The organism is Sphingobium sp., assembly GCF_035511395.1.
Taxonomy (GTDB): Bacteria; Pseudomonadota; Alphaproteobacteria; order Sphingomonadales; family Sphingomonadaceae; genus Sphingobium.
On the sequence record NZ_DATKFP010000198.1, the window covers coordinates 1 to 17,118 of the forward strand.

At 61.1% G+C, this 17,118-nt stretch carries 21 protein-coding genes; 8 read left to right on the forward strand and 13 right to left on the reverse strand.

Translation table 11 applies throughout. The annotated features are described in order from the left end of the window. Window positions 1-73 precede the first annotated feature (73 nt). Complete coding sequence (locus tag VMR39_RS13415; protein ID WP_325416512.1) at window positions 74-523, forward strand: DUF488 domain-containing protein; 450 nt, start codon at window positions 74-76, stop codon at window positions 521-523. 241 nt (window positions 524-764) lie between these two features. Here VMR39_RS13415 and VMR39_RS13420 read toward each other — a convergent pair whose 3' ends face one another. Both VMR39_RS13420 and VMR39_RS13425 read right to left on the reverse strand, forming a co-directional pair. Continuing rightward, window positions 765-1,277, reverse strand: coding sequence for a DUF1543 domain-containing protein (locus tag VMR39_RS13420; protein WP_325416495.1), 513 nt, complete (start codon window positions 1,275-1,277; stop codon window positions 765-767). After that, window positions 1,274-2,956, reverse strand: coding sequence for an FAD/NAD(P)-binding protein (locus tag VMR39_RS13425; RefSeq protein ID WP_325416496.1), 1,683 nt, complete (start codon window positions 2,954-2,956; stop codon window positions 1,274-1,276). Before VMR39_RS13425 ends, VMR39_RS13420 begins: the two co-directional genes overlap by 4 nt. A 61-nt stretch (window positions 2,957-3,017) precedes the next feature. On the opposite strand from VMR39_RS13425, the gene VMR39_RS13430 reads away from it, so the two are divergent. After that, the gene (locus tag VMR39_RS13430; RefSeq protein ID WP_325416497.1) at window positions 3,018-3,350 is read left to right on the forward strand and encodes a hypothetical protein; all 333 of its coding nucleotides are present in this window, start codon (window positions 3,018-3,020) and stop codon (window positions 3,348-3,350) included. Next, a complete protein-coding gene (locus VMR39_RS13435) occupies window positions 3,347-3,637 on the forward strand; it encodes a hypothetical protein (RefSeq protein WP_325416498.1) in 291 nt (96 codons plus the stop codon). The genes VMR39_RS13430 and VMR39_RS13435 overlap by 4 nt, the downstream gene beginning before the upstream one ends. Window positions 3,638-3,763: 126 nt before the next feature. Here the strand turns inward: VMR39_RS13435 and xth are convergent, their stop codons facing one another. The 3 genes from xth to VMR39_RS13450 all read right to left on the reverse strand — a co-directional run bounded on the left by xth (window position 3,764) and on the right by VMR39_RS13450 (window position 8,126). Next, complete coding sequence (gene xth / locus VMR39_RS13440) at window positions 3,764-4,585, reverse strand: exodeoxyribonuclease III (protein ID WP_325416499.1); 822 nt, start codon at window positions 4,583-4,585, stop codon at window positions 3,764-3,766. Window positions 4,586-4,593: 8 nt separating this feature from the next. Next, the gene (gene ligD / locus VMR39_RS13445; protein WP_325416500.1) at window positions 4,594-7,107 is read right to left on the reverse strand and encodes a DNA ligase D; all 2,514 of its coding nucleotides are present in this window, start codon (window positions 7,105-7,107) and stop codon (window positions 4,594-4,596) included. Window positions 7,108-7,175: 68 nt separating this feature from the next. Then, window positions 7,176-8,126 carry a GNAT family N-acetyltransferase gene (locus VMR39_RS13450; RefSeq protein WP_325416501.1) on the reverse strand — a complete coding sequence of 317 codons (951 nt, stop codon included), beginning with the start codon at window positions 8,124-8,126 and terminating at the stop codon, window positions 7,176-7,178. A gap of 171 nt (window positions 8,127-8,297) precedes the next feature. Between VMR39_RS13450 and VMR39_RS13455 the strand changes: the two genes are divergently transcribed. Further along, on the forward strand, window positions 8,298-8,510 hold the full coding sequence (locus VMR39_RS13455; protein WP_325416502.1) for a KTSC domain-containing protein: 213 nt from the start codon (window positions 8,298-8,300) through the stop codon (window positions 8,508-8,510). A gap of 6 nt (window positions 8,511-8,516) precedes the next feature. Here the strand turns inward: VMR39_RS13455 and VMR39_RS13460 are convergent, their stop codons facing one another. Together VMR39_RS13460 and VMR39_RS13465 are read right to left on the reverse strand one after the other, a co-directional pair. Beyond that, window positions 8,517-8,771, reverse strand: coding sequence for a hypothetical protein (locus tag VMR39_RS13460; RefSeq protein ID WP_325416503.1), 255 nt, complete (start codon window positions 8,769-8,771; stop codon window positions 8,517-8,519). Between the two features lie 3 nt (window positions 8,772-8,774). Beyond that, complete coding sequence (locus tag VMR39_RS13465) at window positions 8,775-9,683, reverse strand: Ku protein (protein ID WP_325416513.1); 909 nt, start codon at window positions 9,681-9,683, stop codon at window positions 8,775-8,777. Between the two features lie 145 nt (window positions 9,684-9,828). On the opposite strand from VMR39_RS13465, the gene VMR39_RS13470 reads away from it, so the two are divergent. The 4 genes from VMR39_RS13470 to VMR39_RS13485 all read left to right on the forward strand — a co-directional run bounded on the left by VMR39_RS13470 (window position 9,829) and on the right by VMR39_RS13485 (window position 12,853). After that, window positions 9,829-10,005 (forward strand): DUF3606 domain-containing protein, encoded by a 177-nt coding sequence (locus tag VMR39_RS13470; RefSeq protein ID WP_325416504.1) that lies wholly within the window; start codon window positions 9,829-9,831, stop codon window positions 10,003-10,005. 16 nt (window positions 10,006-10,021) lie between these two features. Further along, window positions 10,022-11,065 carry an ATP-dependent DNA ligase gene (locus tag VMR39_RS13475; RefSeq protein WP_325416505.1) on the forward strand — a complete coding sequence of 348 codons (1,044 nt, stop codon included), beginning with the start codon at window positions 10,022-10,024 and terminating at the stop codon, window positions 11,063-11,065. 119 nt (window positions 11,066-11,184) lie between these two features. Then, a complete protein-coding gene (locus tag VMR39_RS13480; RefSeq protein WP_325416506.1) occupies window positions 11,185-12,168 on the forward strand; it encodes an SDR family oxidoreductase in 984 nt (327 codons plus the stop codon). Window positions 12,169-12,178: 10 nt separating this feature from the next. After that, window positions 12,179-12,853, forward strand: a complete 675-nt coding sequence (locus VMR39_RS13485; RefSeq protein WP_325416507.1) for a YbhB/YbcL family Raf kinase inhibitor-like protein — start codon at window positions 12,179-12,181, stop codon at window positions 12,851-12,853. Here VMR39_RS13485 and htpG read toward each other — a convergent pair. The 6 genes from htpG to VMR39_RS13515 form a co-directional block, all read right to left on the reverse strand. Next, complete coding sequence (gene htpG, locus VMR39_RS13490; protein WP_325416508.1) at window positions 12,850-14,739, reverse strand: molecular chaperone HtpG; 1,890 nt, start codon at window positions 14,737-14,739, stop codon at window positions 12,850-12,852. The genes VMR39_RS13485 and htpG overlap by 4 nt on opposite strands. Window positions 14,740-14,871: 132 nt before the next feature. Beyond that, the gene (locus VMR39_RS13495) at window positions 14,872-15,798 is read right to left on the reverse strand and encodes an MFS transporter (protein ID WP_325416514.1); all 927 of its coding nucleotides are present in this window, start codon (window positions 15,796-15,798) and stop codon (window positions 14,872-14,874) included. A 136-nt stretch (window positions 15,799-15,934) separates the two neighbouring features. Beyond that, entirely contained in the window at window positions 15,935-16,267 is a 333-nt protein-coding gene (locus tag VMR39_RS13500) for a hypothetical protein (RefSeq protein WP_325416509.1), read from the reverse strand. 47 nt (window positions 16,268-16,314) lie between these two features. Next, a complete protein-coding gene (locus VMR39_RS13505) occupies window positions 16,315-16,632 on the reverse strand; it encodes a DUF4142 domain-containing protein (RefSeq protein ID WP_325416515.1) in 318 nt (105 codons plus the stop codon). 3 nt (window positions 16,633-16,635) lie between these two features. Then, window positions 16,636-16,782 (reverse strand): hypothetical protein, encoded by a 147-nt coding sequence (locus tag VMR39_RS13510; RefSeq protein ID WP_325416510.1) that lies wholly within the window; start codon window positions 16,780-16,782, stop codon window positions 16,636-16,638. Window positions 16,783-16,871: 89 nt separating this feature from the next. Then, window positions 16,872-17,048 carry a hypothetical protein gene (locus VMR39_RS13515; protein WP_325416511.1) on the reverse strand — a complete coding sequence of 59 codons (177 nt, stop codon included), beginning with the start codon at window positions 17,046-17,048 and terminating at the stop codon, window positions 16,872-16,874. Window positions 17,049-17,118: the final 70 nt, after the last annotated feature.

The following is a 17,118-nucleotide window of genomic DNA, read 5'->3' on the forward strand; positions in this document are numbered from 1 at the left end:
ACCGCCCACCTATTTGCTGAGATCGGCAGCGCCGGATCGTGCAATTCAACGGCGATGTCCCTATCTCAGCGCCATGCAGATATTCACCATCGGATATGAGGGCGCGACCCAGGCTGAACTGATTGCGGCGTTGAAAGAGGCCGGCGTGACGTTGCTGGCAGACGTGCGTGCCGTTCCGCTCTCGCGCAGGCCCGGCTTCTCCAAGAATATTCTTGCTGCAGGTCTCAAGGAGGCAGGGATCGACTATGTAGGTTTCAAGGCGCTGGGAACCCCGCCCGAAGGTCGCGAGGCCGCGCGCAAGGGCAATCATGCCCGCCTCGCCGCGGTTTATGCCGGACAGCTCGACCTGCCAGAGGCCATCGTCCAGGGCGCACAACTGATCGAAATGGCGCAAGACAGGCCTACCGCTCTCCTGTGTTTCGAGCGCGAGCCGGGCGGCTGCCACCGCTCCCTGCTCATAGACACCATAATGCCCGATGCCGAGAGGGTTGATCTTTTTCCCGCCAGTACGAAATCTAATTGAACGCGCTGTCGGTTCTGTCCGGGCGATTGCCGAAAGAGCGACCGGCACGGCTTAGAGCGATCACGCTGTAATCTGCGCGATAGCCCCCCCATAATCCGGTCTGGCCACTCGCATCGATGCACATCACCGGACGCATCTTTTCGTAGGATCTGTGCATTCATTCCGCGCTGCGAGGCCGCGGCGATGGAGGCGTGATGTCAGACGAGAACGAAGATGGAATTCGTGAGCGCGCCTAGTTGGATCAGCTATTCTTTCTGATCGGAATATACTGGCAGACGAAATTTGACGTTTGGGCGCCGTCGCCAGGCGTAAGATGAACGTAAACGCGCTCGGCGAGGGTCCTTTCGCTTAGACAGAAGGCCAGTTCCGCTTCGTAGAGATCGTCGCGATGTGGATCGCTCCAATCCCTGATCGTTTTCATCGCTCTCGTTTTCGCCTTCGCTTCGCTGTCGGCCACAACGAACATATTGCGATGGCTTTCGGCAAACTCTCCCGCCTGATAGCCCCCCAAATTCACGAAGTAGAGCTTCTCCGGCCCCGCAAAAGGCTCTGGCCGTAGCGTAACATCATAGCCGTCGGCATGGCTGACCTCGGTCCAGCAGTCGATATGGAGGCTTTTTGGGATCCCCCACCACTGTCGCCTGAGTTCGCCGTAAGTCTCTTCGATTGCGTTCGCGACCACGAAGCGCACGTCATGAACCTCTATGTTGGCGCCAGGAAATTCGCCGCCGACATAAAGGGCAAAGAGCTTCACGAAAGCGCCAGTCCCTGCTCCGCGCTACGAAGCGAAGGGTTCCTTGCGCGACATGCACCTATCGCGGCTGCAAGTTCACCTCCCACCACCTGACCCATTGCGTGCGCACTGGTGATGCCCTGGACGAAAGGATGTCTTCCCATAAGAAAGGGCAGGCTGAGACAGAAAAGCTGATCTGCCGGAATGTCGGGAGACACCGGATGGAACTCGTCATCGATCACGATGCCACGCCTTGGTCCGCTTTTCCCGGTCTGGGGCACGTCCCTCACGATCCCCTGCTCGCGCAGGGAGGGGAAAGGGAAGTCCTTCGCCGCCAGGGCGCGCTGGCCTGTCGCTTCGATAAAGACAGGGAAATGTATCGTTTCAGCACCTACATCGAGGACCGCGCCGGCTTGCGGTTTGTGGCTGTCGATCCGGTAGTCTTCACCCACCGCCCTTACGTCCAGTTTGCCTGCTTCATGCAGTGCCAGCATGCGTCTGATCGATTCGTGCGGCACCGTCGCATAATCGTCGACAAACACCGGCTTCAAGAGCCTGGAGAAACGTTCGAAATCCTCGTCGTTGAGATGTGGAACGAGCAATTCTATCACCTCGTGCATCCGAAGGATCGCATAGCGCCAGGCCACGGTATGATGCCGCGCATAATTGCGTTCGGCTTCCGCAAGGTTCAGCTTCGCCCAGGCAAACGGATCGCTCTCGATCCGCTGCGCGAAATACCGGTCGCAGAATGTCTCCATATCAGCATCTTCAAGCGCCACAGCTCGGGCATAGTCGGGATCGGCGGCAGCAAGCTCCTTTTTGAACAGGCTGAATGACCGGTCCAGCAGATCGTCCACCTCCGCGCTTACCAGCGCCTCGACCGCCTCGGCGGTGCAGAAGGACAGAGGTTCGTAGGGAATTGGAAAATAGAAGTCCGCTTCGGGCAGCAGACCCTTGCGCGACAGCATCGTCATGTGAAATGCGTCCGCACCGGGCGACGCGTCGTAGGAAAGGCCTCCTGCGGCGTCTTCGACGAACGCGCCATGGGTCACCGCCAATGCGACCGCCGCGTCGATTGCGCTAAGGGACGAACCACGGATCCCGATGCTGCACGCTGGTACCTGCGCCAGGGCCGAGGCGGGCCAGGGACTGAGGAAATACCCCGGCCGCACCTCGGGCTCGGCCGGCCACTGATGCCCGGTGGCGAGGACCACATGGTCAAACGTCTCTTCGACCAGCTCCCCGCGACGGTTTTTGAAGATCAACCTCATTCCGTCAGCGCCTGCGACCGCGTCTGTGACCAAACTATGGGTACGTACGGTCACGGTCGCGCCCGCCTGCTCGGCCCGCGCGAGAAGCAGCCGAAACTGATCGTAGAAATATTCACCCAGAGCCACCCGCGGATAGAAAGTCCGTTCGTCGATGTCTGCCGGCGCAATACGCAGTTTTCCCAGACGCTCCGGCGGCTGGCGGCTAAGCCAGTCGAACAGCGATTCTTCGAGCGGCGGGATTTCGCCACTCGCGATGTTGGAGAGCATTGCTGGATCGTTCCACCCGGGACGATAGGGCGTGCCTTTTCCCACGCTGCCTTGGCGCTCGAAGATAGTCAGGTCGAATGGTGTTCGCGCCTGTTCCAGCAGCGCATGCAGCGTATAAATTGTGGTCGGGCCGGCCCCGACGAATGCAATCGATGGCAGCATGGGGGCGAGAATGCATCCGCGAAGGAATCGCTCCGAAATTTTTGCATCACTTGGATCAACTTTGGCAAATGACCTGAAACTTGATGGCTTTCGGGGATTTGATGCACCGAAGCGGACTGAACGTTTCAAGTCCACCATCGGCGCGGAGGCCAAGATCATGCCTGGAAACGAAAACGGTCTCGATCCGGATAACGGACAATCCAAAGAGCTTCCCCGGCGCGGGCCTGCGGGCGATGTACAACCCAACATCGACGATCTCGATCCCCGCACGCGCGGTGGCAATCCCCAGGAGGACGTGGAAGACCGTCCTTCTGTTGGCACGGTCAAGCCAGAGGATTATCCCGAAGCCGATCGCGCCGATTCTCACCCCGACAAACAAGGACAGCGATCATGAGCACGACACTGACAGGCACTTTCCAAAGCAGGAGCCAGGCCGATCTCGCGATTGAACATCTGGTGCAAGAAATGGGTATTGAGCGAACCGACATCTTCATTTCCGCAGAAGGCCCGGACAATAGCGCCGGAACGGCCGTTAGCGGCGCGGACGCAAGCACAGTTGGTCAGGCAGCCAGAGACGATGCTCCGCTCGCCGGGCAGATCCTGGTGTCCGTAGACCTGCAGGACGATACCCATATCGAGGCCGTCAAAGCTGCTTTGACCGGAATTGAAACGCAGGCCTGAAGCGCCTTGCTCCAAGCGAGCATATGTCCACATCGATCCTGCTCCGCGCGGTTCGTCCCGTTTGCATGATGTGAATGCGGTCTGATGGGGCATCCGATTATGATGTTTCATGGTCGCGAGCACGCTCTACGGCGCCTGGTTTGAACCCTTAGCCTGGCGCCGTCGCTGCGCCGGAACATCCGTGAGCCTTATCCAGACCGGTGCATGATCGCTGGTCTTCTCCCAACCGCGAACATCGCTATCCACCTGTGCGTCCGTCAGCCGATCAACAAGCGCCGGGCTGAGCAGGAGGTGGTCGATCCGAAGACCCGCATTGCGGGTATAGGCGTTACGGAAATAATCCCAGAATGTGTAGATCACCTCGTCGGGATGGATAGTTCGCAACGCATCGGTCCAGCCCTGTGCAGTCAGCCGGAAAAAGGCGTCGCGTACCTCCGGAGCGAAGAGCGCGTCGTCAAGCCAGCGTTCCGGCTTGTACACGTCGCGCTCGGTGGGCATGACGTTGAAATCGCCCGCCAGTATGACAGGCAAGCCGGACTCAAGCAGACCGCGCGCATGATCTATCAACCGGTCGAACCAGGCGAGCTTGTATTCGAACTTGGGGCCGGGTCTTGGGTTGCCGTTGGGGAGGTAGAGACCGCCTATAAGGATACCGTTGACCGCCGCTTCGATATAGCGGCTCTGCGCAGCATCCGGGTCGCCGGGGAGGCCGCGCCGGGTTTCATGAATTTCGCCGACGCGGCTCAGGATAGCGACGCCGTTCCAGCTCTTCTGGCCATGCCAGATCGACTGGTAGCCCAGATCCCGGATAGCGCTTTGCGGGAATTTTTCCTGCGGCGCCTTCAATTCCTGGAGAACGACAATATCCGACTCGGATTCTTCAAGCCAGCGCAGCAGCACCGGCAAGCGGCCATTGACCCCGTTCACATTATAGGTGGCGATCTTCACGGCAGACCTCAGAGATCGGGCAGTATCTGATCAGCCCGCCCCCAATGCGCCAGGTCCTTCGATGCCGCGCGCTTGCGCATCTCGGGCGCGTCGCCGATATGCCAATGATGGGGGCTGTCGAGGTCGCGCAACTCTTCCCATGTCAGTGGCACCGCAATCGGCGCAAAGGGCCGGGAGCGGGCGCTGTATGGCATGACGGCTGTCGCCCCGCGCTGATTGCGCAGATAGTCGATGAATATCTTGCCGGTTCGCTTGGCCTTCGCGAGCGCAGCGGTAAATCTGTCGGGATCGGCCTGCGCCAGGGCCATTGCAAAGCGATGCGCGAAATCCTTGACCTGCGGCCATTCCGCCGTCGGCGTCAGCGGCGCGATCACATGCACGCCCTTACCGCCGGTTACCATCGGAAAGGTGACGAGCCCCATCTGTCCCAAGACGTCCTGAAGGTGCAAAGCGGCGGAGACGACGTCCTTGAAGTCAAGACCCTCGTCAGGATCGAGGTCGAACACCAGCCGATCGGCCTTCTCGACATCTTCGATACGAGCGCCCCAGCCGTGAAACTCGATGGTGCCCATCTGGACGCAGGTGAGGAGTCCGGCGGGCGTATCGACGAACAGGTAAGGCTCCTGATGTCCGTCCTTCTCGAGGATCCCGACCTGCTTGACGGCGTCGCCGAAACTTCCGGCATCATGCTTCTGGAAAAAGCATTTCTTGTCGCGGCCCTGGGGGCAGCGCACCAGGCTGATAGGGCGGCTTCCCGCCCATGGCAGCATGATCTCGGCTACCGCCTCATAATAGACGGCCAGTTCCCCTTTGGTGAGCTTGCCCTCGGGGAAGATCACGCGATCCCTATTGCTGATCTTGACGCCGCTGGTGGCGGCAGGCTTTTCGGCAGCAGCAACCGGTGTCTCGACTTCAAGCACCACAGCTTCAGGCTTCTTGTCCTCGCGTAAGCCCAGATAGCTCGAGTGCCGCAACACGCCTTCGTCAGTGAACTCGATATAGGCGACCTCGGCGACCAGCTTAGGCTTGATCCAATGAGCCCCACGCACGGCGGCGCGCGGCGCCTCTACTGTCGCTGTCTTTTGTTCGAGCGGCGCCATCAACTTCATCAGCCGTTCGATCTCGTCGCCGGTAAAGCCCGTACCGACCTTGCCGGCAAAGCGCAGCTTGCCCTTCTCGTTCACCCCGAGCAGCAACGCGCGAAAGCCGCGCTGCTTGTCCGAAGGCGTCCAGCCCAGGATCACGAACTCCTGTCGCCGGATGCATTTGGTCTTCACCCATGATCCGGACCTCGAGCCTGAATAGCGTGCATCGATCCGTTTCGATATGACGCCCTCGAGGCCCGCGCCGCAGAACCTTTTGAAAAGCTCCTCCCCGCGTCCGACGATATGATCGGAGTAGCGCAGATGGCCCCTGCCCTCACCGATCAGCGCGGCCAACTTCTCCTTGCGTTCAAGCAATGGGCGCTGGGTCAAATTCTCGCCGTCAAGCTCAAGCAGGTCGAATGCGACATAGTCAATCCTGTCGGGGTCGCCCTTGAGCGCCGCCTGCAAGGCCTGAAAGCTGGTTCGCCCGTCGGGGAGGATCACAACCGCCTCGCCGTCGATAAGGGCGCTAGAGGCATTCAGCGTGATGGCATCGCCGACCAGTCCAGCGAAGCGATCCGACCAGTCCAGGCCCGAACGGGTATAGGCCCGCCCTTCCCCCCCGCCGATCGCCAGCAGAGTGCGATAGCCATCATATTTGAGTTCATGGATCCACCGATCGCCAGAAGGCACATGATCGACAAGTGCTGCCAGTTGCACCGGTTGAAACGGGGGCAGCGTTCCGGACTTCTTTTTGGGCTTCTTGACGGGCTTAGCCGTACCGGACGACGTCGATGGCGGGGAAGCCGCCGGGCTCGCTTTCTTCTTTTTTGGCGCGGCCCTGCCTGCGGCAATCTCGTCCATGGTTCGTCCGGTATCGACGCTGGTCAGATGGGTGCCGATCAGGTCATCCGACCCTCCGGCAAAAGCGTCGTTCACCTTGCGCAGGATCCAGTTCTCGCCTTTTTCTTTCCCTCGTGGCTTCAGGCGAAACAAGATCCATTCACCTTGCATCCGTCGGCCGTGCAGGATGAAATGCAGATGGCCTTGCGGCAGCGTCTCCCGGGGATCCTTGCCCGGGATCGATTCCCAGGTGCCATTGTCCCAGAGCATGACGGTCCCGCCGCCATATTCCCCTTTGGGGATCGTGCCTTCGAAGCGGGCATAATCGAGAGGATGGTCTTCGGTGCGCACGGCGAGGCGCTTGTCGTCCGGATTGCCGCTGGGCCCTCGCGTGACGGCCCAGCTGACCAGCACGCCGTCGAGCTCGAGACGAAAATCATAATGAAGACGGGTTGCCGCATGCTTCTGGACGACGAAGCCGTTACCGACGCTGGGGAGCTTTGCGCCTGAAGGTTCGGCGGTCCGCGCGAAGTCTCGTTTCGCCCGGTATTTGACAAGGCTCTCATCTGCCGTCTTGGTCTGCGTGCTGGCCATGCTGATGCGGTCCGATCCCTTTCCACCTCAATCCGCAGGCCTGCGGACTCGTTCCGTCGCGATTTCGTTCAGCTACCCACCTCGATTGCCCGCGCAAAACGATAGCTCGTCTGTTCGAATTTCAAAGCCCGGAAGAACCCATGCGCATTCCTGATTTCGATGTCGCTCATTGCTTCCACCCGGGTGCAGCCCGCCTTGCTTAAGGAGGCAGAGGCAGCCTCGAACAAGGCGGTTGCAATGCCGCGGCGGCGGTGATCCTCGTCGACCAGGATGATGGTGATCCGCCCCATCAGCCCATATTGGACCGTGGGCACGACCGCCCAGGTGCAACATCCAACAACGGTGCCCAATTCGGCGACCACCGTGCCACCCTTGGCCTTTCGCACCGCCTCAAGGTTGCGCGCTATGCCGAGTTCAGCGATGTCAGCATGATCCAGTTGCCGCAGCAGCTTTGCAAGCGCCGTGGCATCGGCAGACGTCGCCGGGCGAACGCGCAACTGTGGGACTTGAGTGGGCGGAGGCTCCACAACCGCGCGCGCGCTGGGCTCGGCTTTAGGTGACGCGGACCTGCGGCCTGTGGACGCCTTGCCCGCTCGCTCGGCGGGCTTACGCTTCTTGGCCGGGTGCGCATTTCTGTTTTCGGGTACCGCCTTTCTGGCGTCAGCACTTTGGTTGGCGGCGTTTCTCGCGCGAGGCCGGATGACGGGCGCATCATCATCATCATCATCTGACTTCGCCTGCAATTTTCGCCTTTTCGAGAGCGCGGCCCGGGCAGGCACGCTTTCAGCCGAAGCTTTCCAGGTGCTCAAAGACCCTTTGCGCAGATAGGCTTCGACATCTTCGGCAGACGCCGTCAGCCCGTCCTCACCCATGCCGAGCAGCGGCTTCCCATCCGCCTGCGTCAACCCAAATTTGCCAAAGTCTCCTATGCCGGCTTTGCGCTTTCGGGATTTGACAAGCTTGAAGCCGCGGTGCTCCGCCATCTGACGCAGTTTCTGATCGATGGTTTCCTCAGGCATCCCTCCATAACCCGCAATCGAAACGACGGTTCAAAACAGGCTGGTTAAGGCTCCAAGCATTGCTGGACTCGCTTGGGCGCGCAGCGGATTCGCCTGAACGCAGAGGATGGAACGGCAGAGTCCGCCAGACGCTGGGCCAATATGCGCGCCTGCCGTATCAAAACCTCCTCAATGATCGACCGTGTCGCCTTCGATGACGATGCGGGCGTCTTGAGCGTGTCGTTCCGGCAGACGGGCAAATATGTCTATTATGACGTGCCTGCGGCCATCTTCGAGGCGCTCTGCAAGGCGACCTCTGCAGGCGCCTTCTTCAACGACCAGATCAAGGGGCGCTTCCAGTGCCGCCGCGATCCGGAACGACGGCGATTCGGGCCGAACGCCTGACTGACGTCAGGCTTCGCCGAGTACTCGATAGACCGACATGAGGTGGCGTCCGGCGATCGCGCGCGCGCGAGGCGAACGGATCGTTTCCTCATTGGTCTCATGCAGCATCGTCAGCATATCGAGCACTTCCTGGCGCGGTGTCCCCGCCTCGAGGAGATGAGTGCCCATCAGCGCAAGCAGATTGCTCCATAAGGTGATGGCGCCTTCTGCAAAGGCGGCATCATCATCGTCGTTACTGGACGAACGCACCGGATCGGCCATCCCTCAGGCCCGTTTTTTTGCAGGCGCCTTGGCAGGCGCTTTCGCCGCAGGCTTTTTCTCCGGCTTCGCTGCAGCTTTGGCCGCCGGTTTCTTGGTGGGCGTCTTTGCTCCACCAGCACCGCTCGCCGGACCGATCGACTTTTTGAGGGCCGCCATCAGGTCAACCACATTACTCCCGCGTGGATCGGAGCCGGCCTCGCTGTCGTCGTCGATGTTGAGGGTCTTGCCCTTCTTTTTGCGTTCGATGAGATCCTTTAGCGCATCAACATAGCGATCGTGGAACTCGCTCGCATCGAACTTGCCTGTCTTCTTGTCGATCAGCGTGGTGGCGAGATCTAGCAGTTCCTCATCGGGATCCGCGTCGCCGATCTCGCGAAAATAGCTCGCGGCCTTATTGACTTCGTCAGCATAGCGCAGCGTCTCCATGACAAGGCCACGACCGCAGGCCTTGATGCTGACGACATATTCGCGGCCGCGCATGGCCAGTTGCCCCAGCCCAATCTTATGGCTGCGGCGGAGCGCTTCACGCAGGACGATGAAAGCTTCCTCGGCCAGATCGTCGGCGGGGACGACATAATAGGGTTTTTCGAAATAGATGGCGTCGATCTCGTGACTGTCCACGAACTGCGTAAGCTCGAGCGTCTTCTTGCTCTCAAGCTTCACGCCTTCGATCTCCTTTTCGTCGAGCAGGACATACTCGCCCTTGGCATATTCAAAACCCTTGACGATGTCCTCGACATCGACCGGGCCGATGCCGGGCACGACCTTCTCATATTTGATGCGCTTGCCCGACGGCTCATGGATCTGGTTGAAGGCGATCGTCGCGCCGCTCTTGGTAGCCGAGTAAATTTCGACCGGGATCGAAACCAGAGCCAGCCGGATCTGGCCTCTCCAATAGGGTCGTGCTGCCATAATCGTCTCCTGTCCCAATGCCTGCCTCAACCCGCGGCCGTTACGCCCGTTCCAACGCGCGATCGCATCCCGCAAATAGTCACTAGATCGATGCAACGCAGGACAAGACAGCGCGTTAGGAGCGACAATAGAAGAGGAGGACAGGATGGCCGACGACAAGACACTGCGCTCACCAGCGGACGGTTCGCGGATTGCGATGGGCGAGGATTATGAGGTCGCTTACTGGACTGCCAAGTTTGGGGTCGACCGCGAAGCCCTTCAGAAGGCGGTCGATACGGTTGGCAACAGCGCTTCCGCCGTCGAAGCGCATCTGAAAAGCTGACGGTACGGCGAGGGGAATGTCTTTGTCCAAGTTCCACCCCCTCGCCGCCACGCCGCCGATGGAAGCGAAGCTGGTGGGTGCGTTACCATCAGGATCAGGGTGGCAATTTGAGCCCAAATGGGATGGCTTTCGGGCGATCGCTTCGCGCTCAGGCAACGCGATCGAGATCATGTCGAAGTCGGGCAAGAGCCTCGCCCGCTACTTCCCCGAGATCGTCGCTTTGCTGGCGGCAACCCATGAACGCGACTTCGTCGTCGATGGGGAGCTCATCCTCCCCATTGGCGAGATATTGTCCTTCGACGCGCTGCAGGCTCGCCTTCATCCGGCGGAAAGCCGCATTGCTCGCCTGTCCGTCGAGACGCCCGCCAAGCTGATGCTGTTCGACTGCCTTGCGTTGGGCGGTAAAGACCTGGTCGATGCACCGCTCGAGGAACGGCGCGCGGCGATCGAGCGCTTCCATGCTGCCGAAGGCAATTCAACCTTGCTGCTCTCGCCAGCGACGAGGGATGAACGCCAGGCGTTGTCGTGGCTTGAAAACAGCGGTGGGGCGCTCGACGGCGTGATCGCCAAGCCGTTGGGTATAGCGTACCAGCCGGGCGAACGCGCCATGCGCAAGATGAAGCAGCATCGTACGGCGGATTGCGTCGTCGGAGGGTTCCGGCGGAGCAAAGATGGTCCGGAAGTCGCCTCTCTGCTGCTTGGCCTATACGACGATACCGGCCTCCTCAACCATGTCGGCTTCACCTCGGCGCTGGCGGACGAGGACAAGGCGGCGCTGACCCAAAAACTTGAGGCGCTGGTCGCGGAGCCGGGCTTTACCGGCAAGGCGCCTGGCGGTCCCAGCCGATGGAACGATGGCAAGGAGAGCCCCTGGCATCCACTGGCGCCTGAACTGGTGGCCGAGGTCCGATACGACCAAGTGACCGGCGAGCGCTTTCGGCACGGCACCGCGCTCATACGCTGGCGTCCCGATAAGTCGCCCAGCCAATGCCGCATGGAGCAGCTTCAATATGAGCTGCGCCCGTCCGAGTTGACCGATCTGCAGACCGCCGAAGGGTAGAGCAAGAACAGCATCAACACGATCGTCGTAGCGCAGCGTTGCTGCATATCATGATCTGCGGGAACTGCGTCGAAGTCGAAGGGGTTGGAAGCGAACACCCTCTCTGACGGATTGTCGACATGGACGACAACACACGCCGCGACATGCTCAAGGATGCGGCCGCGCTCGGCGCTGCATTTATCGTCGATCCCACCCTTGCCCAGGACAAGCGCATTATGGAAGTCCCACTCAAAGACCCTACCGCAGCCTATCCAAGCGACTCGTTTCCCGAGCAGAAGCAGCCATGGCCCGCGCTCCAGCGCGACATGAGGCCGGTGCCCGACAGCGGTGAGACGAGCTACAAGGGCAGCGGCCGGCTGGCGGGTCGCAAGGCGCTGGTGACGGGCGGCGACAGCGGCATCGGTCGCGCAGCCGTGATCGCCTTTGCCCGGGAAGGCGCGGACGTTGCGGTCAACTATTATCCGACCGAGGAGCCCGATGCACAGGATCTGGCGAAACTGCTGCGCGCCGAGAACCGCAAGATCACTTTGATCCCAGGTGATCTCACAGATGCGGCCTTCTGCACGGACCTGGTCGCCAAGGCGCACAAGGCGCTCGGCGGCCTGGACATCGTTGTTAACAACGCTGCCTACCAGCAGTCCAAGGCATCGATCATGGAGATCAGCGCCGAGCAGTTCGATCGCACGATGAAGACCAATGTCTATGCGATGTCTCATATCTGCAAGGCCGCCGTCCCGCTGCTGAAGCCCGGTTCAAGCATCATCAACACGACGTCCGTCAACAGCGTCAGCCCAGGCGAGGAATTGCTCGACTATGCGACGACCAAGGCCGCGATCGCGATCTTCACAAAAGGCCTCGCCAAGCAGCTTGGGTCCAAGGGCATTCGCGTGAACGGCGTCGCCCCCGGGCCGGTTTGGACGCCGCTGCAGGTCGCGGGAGGACAGTTACCCGGCAAAATGGGTGAGTTTGGCCAGGACACGCCGATGGGCCGGGCCGGGCAGCCAGCCGAACTCGCATCGCTATATGTGACCCTCGCTGAAGCCGGGACGAGCTTTACAAGCGGCAGCATCTTTGGCGCCAATGGCGGCACGGGCATCATCTGAGTGTACGCCCATGCTTGAACATATTCCCCACTGGATGGGCAAGATGCTGCGTTCAGTCCGGGCAGGACACGCCAAGCTTGTTGTCGTTCAAAACGGTATCGCGCCAGCCGGGCCGATGCTCGAGCTTGCCAGCCCGGCTTTCGGCAACGGCGCGCGACTACCCGTCCGGTTTACGGCAGATGGCAACGGCGTTTCACCCCCGCTCGTCTGGTCCGACCCACCTGCGGGCACGGCAAGTCTTGCGCTGATCGTCGAGGACCCTTATGCGCCGGCCGGGCAGCCGCTTGTTCATGCCATAGTCTGGAATATCCCCGCTTCGGAACAGCGCCTTGTGGAAGGCGCGATCCAGCGCGACGGAAAGGGGCGTGCGAATGGCAGCGATGTCGGACGCAACAGTTTCTGGAGCGAAGGCTGGCTACCGCCAGATCCGCCCACCGGCCACGGCAGCCATGACTATGTCTTCCAGCTGTTCGCGCTCTCGCAAACGCCGGCGCTAGATCCAAGTCCGGGCCGCACGGCACTGGTCGATGCTTTACGCGGACATGCCCTGGCGGCCGGGATTTTGGTCGGGACCTATTCGCGAGGCGATGAAGTTCCGCTCCTTGCTGGAGCGATGCCTGCTTCTCCGGCCCCCGCCTGGGGAGGGCACATATCAAGCTCCCCGCGCAACGCTGCCGTCCTCTAGTTCAATGCCTTGGCCATGAGACGCTCGAGCCGCTCGGCAAAAGCGTGCGGATCGGCAGGCGGCTCTCCCTCTGCGATGCGCGCCTCGTCGAGCAGCAGGAATGCGAGGTCAGCTCGCTCCTTGTCGCTCCCGCGGGCCTCGCCAAGCTTTGCGATGAGGGCATGTCCCGCATTCACCTCGAGTATGGGCTTTGCCCGTTCGGGCGCGCGTCCGGCCGACGCCAGCATTTTCTCCAGCTGCAGATCCATGGCGTTCTCGGACGCGACGATGCAGACGGCGCTGGTCGTGAGCCGATCGGAGACACGAACGTCGGAGACCTCTCCCGCCAAGGTTTCCTTGGCAAAGGCGATGAAGCCGCTGACTTCGTCGCTGGCTTTGGCGTCCGAGGCTGCTCCACCGTCGGCGAGCGCAATGAGGCTGAGATCGGTAGCGCCCTGGGTCACGGACTTGAAGGGCTTGCCCTCATAGTCGACACCCATGGTTGTCCAGAAGCTGTCGACCTGGTCGGGGAGCAACAACACCTCGATGCCGCGCGCCTTGAAACCTTCGAGCTGCGGCGACTGGGCGATCCGCTCGAGGTCCGTGCCCGTGGCGTAATAGATTGCGGTCTGGTTTTCCTTGAGGGCCGCCGCATATTCCGTGAGGGATCGCCACGCGCCATCGGACGTAGTACTCTTGAACCGGGCAAGGCCGAGCAGCTGCTCGCGCCGTTCGAAATCCTCGTAGAGGCCTTCCTTCAGGACCGGTCCGAAATTCTCCCAGATCGCCACATATCGCTCGGGCTCGTTGGTCGCGAGCTTTTCCAGTTCAGACAGGATGCGCTTGCTCACACCCTTCTGGATAGCGGACAGCACCAAGCTGTCCTGGATCATCTCGCGCGACATATTGAGGGGCAGGTCGGCGGAGTCCACGAGGCCGCGCACGAAGCGCAGATAGCGCGGCAGGATTTCCGCCTCATCGGTGATGAACACCCGGCGGACATAGAGCTTGATCCGGCCCTTGCGGTCGGGATCGAACAAATCGAACGGCTTGGTCTCGGGAACGAAGGTCAGGACCGAATATTCGTGACGACCCTCAGCACGATAGTGAAGCGTCAGCGCGGGCTTGTCGAACTGGCCGGCAACGCTGCGGTAGAAGTCAGCATATTCCTCTTCTGCGATCTCGGACTTGGATTTGGTCCAGAGGGCCGCGCCATCCGCGACTTGGCGCTCTTCCTCCCCGCTGCCCAGTTCCTTGATGAAGATGGGCACCGGTACATGGCCCGACTGCGCCTTCACGATCCGTTCGACGGTGTAGCGCTCGGCGTATGTTTTGGCGTCATCGAGTAGTTGGAGCGTCACCCGTGTGCCGCGCGCAGGCGCGTCCGCTACATCGACCGTCGCGATCGTGTACGTGCCCTGACCGTCGGACGACCAGCGCGCCGCCTCGTCCGTACCAGCACGATGCGACACGACATCGACTTGGCCCGCCACCATGAAGGCCGAGTAGAAGCCTACACCGAATTGGCCAATGAGCTGCTGGCCCTCACCATTCTTGTGGGCGGCAAGCTTGTCCATGAACACCTTGGTGCCTGACCGCGCGATGGTGCCCAGGGTCTCTCCCATATCGGCGGCGGTCATGCCGACCCCGTTGTCCGCGACGACGAGTGTGCCGGCTTCCTTGTCCAGCGTCAGGGTGATGCGGGGCTGCGGATCGTCACCAAACAGCGCCGGGTTCGAGATCGCCTCATAACGCAGCTTCTCGCACGCATCGGCCGCGTTCGAGATGAGTTCGCGCAAAAACACGTCTTTGTCTGAATAGACCGAGTGCACCATCATGTGCAGAAGCTTGGAGACATCGGCTTCGAACGCACGGGTTTCAGGGGCGCTCACAGTATCGGTCGTCATGGTATCAGGTCTCTCTCGTCTGGCAGATCGTGCGACGGTCAGATGGATCGAAAGCCGGGGAGGTTCAAGAGGTCATAAGCGCCACTAAAATCCAGGGTCCGGATACTGGGGGGGGAACCTGCTCGCGCCGACCTAAGCGGTTTTCTCCAGCGTGAGGAAAGCGATCACGCCGGCCGCCACAGCCAGAACGGCCGCCACGGCAGCCGCGGCCTGAAATGCACCGGCGAGTTCGGCGCGTGACACCGCGATCACAGCGCCGGCGATCGCGGTCGCGACCAGCCCGCCGGTTCGCGCGATCGCGCTGTTGAACCCCGATGCGGTGCCCGTATGCCGGTCGTCCACCGATGATAGCACCGCCGTCGTCAATGGCGCCACCGCCCCTGCCATGCCGAGCGCAATGACAGCCATGCCGGGCAGGATGCTGGTCCAGTAACTCGCATTGGGATTGGCGCGCACCATCAGCGCAAACCTCACGCCAGTGACGATCGGCCCGATGGTCAAGGGCCAGCGCGGTCCGATTTTCTCGGTGAGGCGCCCAGCCAGGCGCGACACCGTCCCGATCACGATCGAGAAGGGCAAGAGCGCCAGCCCCGCCTGGGTCGGAGTATATTGGCCACTCACGATCAGCAGATAGGGCAGCAGCACTAATAGCCCGCCCAAGGCGCCGTAGAGCAGCAAGGTCAACAGTGTCAGGCCGACAAAGGGTCGCAAAGCGAACAATGCGAGCGGCATCATCGCCCGATCACCCAGCCGGCGCTCGACGATGAGGAACATGAGGAGGAGAAGCAAGCCGCTGCCCAAGGCAAGCCAGGTATCGAGCGACGCGACATGGCGGCTCGACCACAAGGTCAGCGCCCAGGTCAGCGTGCCGAGCGCTGCTGTCACCAACAAAGCGCCCGCCCAGTCGAGCCTACCCTTCGTCTGCTCGCTTTCCTCCACATAGCGCCACGCCACAAGGATCGCGGCCGCGGCGACCGGCATGTTGATATAGAAAATCGCGCGCCAGCCCACGCTGTCGACCAGCCAGCCGCCAAGCGGCGGTCCAACGGCGCTGGCGATCGCGCCTGCGGCGGCCCATGTCCCGACCGCGCGGCCCCTCGCCTCCCCTTCGAACTAGCTGCCCAATATGCCGAGGCTATTGAGCATCAGATCGCCGCGCCGACACCTTGCCCGGCGCGCAGGTCCTGACCCTAGATCAGCTTAAGCTTGTCGAATAACGCGCCGTTTCGGCGCTGGGCATCACGCAGCACTTTTCCGTAATCGAGACCTCATAATAAGTGTTATAGTTCCGGCTGTAACCATAGAAGTCCTGGCCATCCGGCAGCATGGTCGCGTCGCGTTCCCGCAGCAACTGCTTCAGCTTTGGCGTCAGATCGCAAACAACGTAGCAGGTGGTCGGGATATTCGGATTGGCGATCGCGATCGGACGACCGTTCGGGTCCAGCTTGGTGCACCACTCTTCTTCACATATACCGGTGGTCCGGAGACCGGCGCTACGGTGCCGGATTCGTGGCGGGTTTTCAGTCACTTAGAGGCCCGCTATCAAGGCCGGCAAAAACTGAAACGCAATGCGCCCTACGACAGGCCGCGTCCTGCCGCTATATCCACCCCGCTGGCTGAAAAGCTCTTGTGTAGATCGAGCGCAACCCGGTGGGCGGGGATTTGCTGAGCGAGATATACGCGGTCGAAGTCAGACGCTGACGCTGTCTGCAGTTCCGAGATGGAAGCTGTGGTCGCAGCATCGAGCGCGGGAGGCGTTGGGGTCATTCCGGCCTTCGTCGCGGCCTTCATGGTCGCTGCCGTCGTCATCTTGTGATGTTTGATCAGCATCTGCGAGAATGTGCGGATCGCGGGCGTCTGCGACTTCTCGAGCGCAACTTGGCTGGAAATGATTTCTTAAAGGTCGCTCTTGCCCGCCGCCATGACATAAGCGGCCGCCTGCATCTTGGCTTCGGCAGGAGGAGGAGGCGGCGTTTGTGCAATCGAGGGTGTCTGGAACATGAGCATCGCTCCTGCCAGTGCGAGTGTAGCTATCTTTTGCATCAACTTCTCCTTGGGTCATGCACGCGAGAGATCGCGGCATGGTGAAAACGTCGGCACCGGAGAACGGCGCGCGATATCGAATTGGCATCTCAGCCTGACTTGGCCGCGTCGCCATCCTTCTTGTCGACGCCCTTTTTGGGAGACGCCGATTTCTCGCCTCGGGCGTTATTGCCTCCGCCGCGACCGGTGCCGGTGCTACCATGAGCGCCATCTCCGCCCTTGGCGGTAATCGCGCCAGGATTACCGCCTGCGCCCTTCTGAGCCATTCGACATCTCCTGTGTTGATGAACGTTTCAATTACTCGGATCTTGGCCCGTTTTGCCAGAAGACCCTGGC

Bases quoted from the DNA above. Each gene is read 5' to 3' on its own strand.
- VMR39_RS13415 (WP_325416512.1), top strand. From the start codon at position 74: ATGCAGATATTCACCATCGGATATGAGGGCGCGACCCAGGCTGAACTG.
- VMR39_RS13425 (WP_325416496.1), bottom strand. From the start codon at position 2,956: ATGCTGCCATCGATTGCATTCGTCGGGGCCGGCCCGACCACAATTTAT.
- VMR39_RS13435 (WP_325416498.1), top strand. From the start codon at position 3,347: ATGAGCACGACACTGACAGGCACTTTCCAAAGCAGGAGCCAGGCCGAT.
- ligD (WP_325416500.1), bottom strand. From the start codon at position 7,107: ATGGCCAGCACGCAGACCAAGACGGCAGATGAGAGCCTTGTCAAATAC.
- VMR39_RS13450 (WP_325416501.1), bottom strand. From the start codon at position 8,126: ATGCCTGAGGAAACCATCGATCAGAAACTGCGTCAGATGGCGGAGCAC.
- VMR39_RS13455 (WP_325416502.1), top strand. From the start codon at position 8,298: ATGATCGACCGTGTCGCCTTCGATGACGATGCGGGCGTCTTGAGCGTG.
- VMR39_RS13460 (WP_325416503.1), bottom strand. From the start codon at position 8,771: ATGGCCGATCCGGTGCGTTCGTCCAGTAACGACGATGATGATGCCGCC.
- VMR39_RS13465 (WP_325416513.1), bottom strand. From the start codon at position 9,683: ATGGCAGCACGACCCTATTGGAGAGGCCAGATCCGGCTGGCTCTGGTT.
- VMR39_RS13470 (WP_325416504.1), top strand. From the start codon at position 9,829: ATGGCCGACGACAAGACACTGCGCTCACCAGCGGACGGTTCGCGGATT.
- VMR39_RS13475 (WP_325416505.1), top strand. From the start codon at position 10,022: ATGTCTTTGTCCAAGTTCCACCCCCTCGCCGCCACGCCGCCGATGGAA.
- VMR39_RS13480 (WP_325416506.1), top strand. From the start codon at position 11,185: ATGGACGACAACACACGCCGCGACATGCTCAAGGATGCGGCCGCGCTC.
- VMR39_RS13485 (WP_325416507.1), top strand. From the start codon at position 12,179: ATGCTTGAACATATTCCCCACTGGATGGGCAAGATGCTGCGTTCAGTC.
- htpG (WP_325416508.1), bottom strand. From the start codon at position 14,739: ATGACGACCGATACTGTGAGCGCCCCTGAAACCCGTGCGTTCGAAGCC.
- VMR39_RS13510 (WP_325416510.1), bottom strand. From the start codon at position 16,782: ATGCAAAAGATAGCTACACTCGCACTGGCAGGAGCGATGCTCATGTTC.
- VMR39_RS13515 (WP_325416511.1), bottom strand. From the start codon at position 17,048: ATGGCTCAGAAGGGCGCAGGCGGTAATCCTGGCGCGATTACCGCCAAG.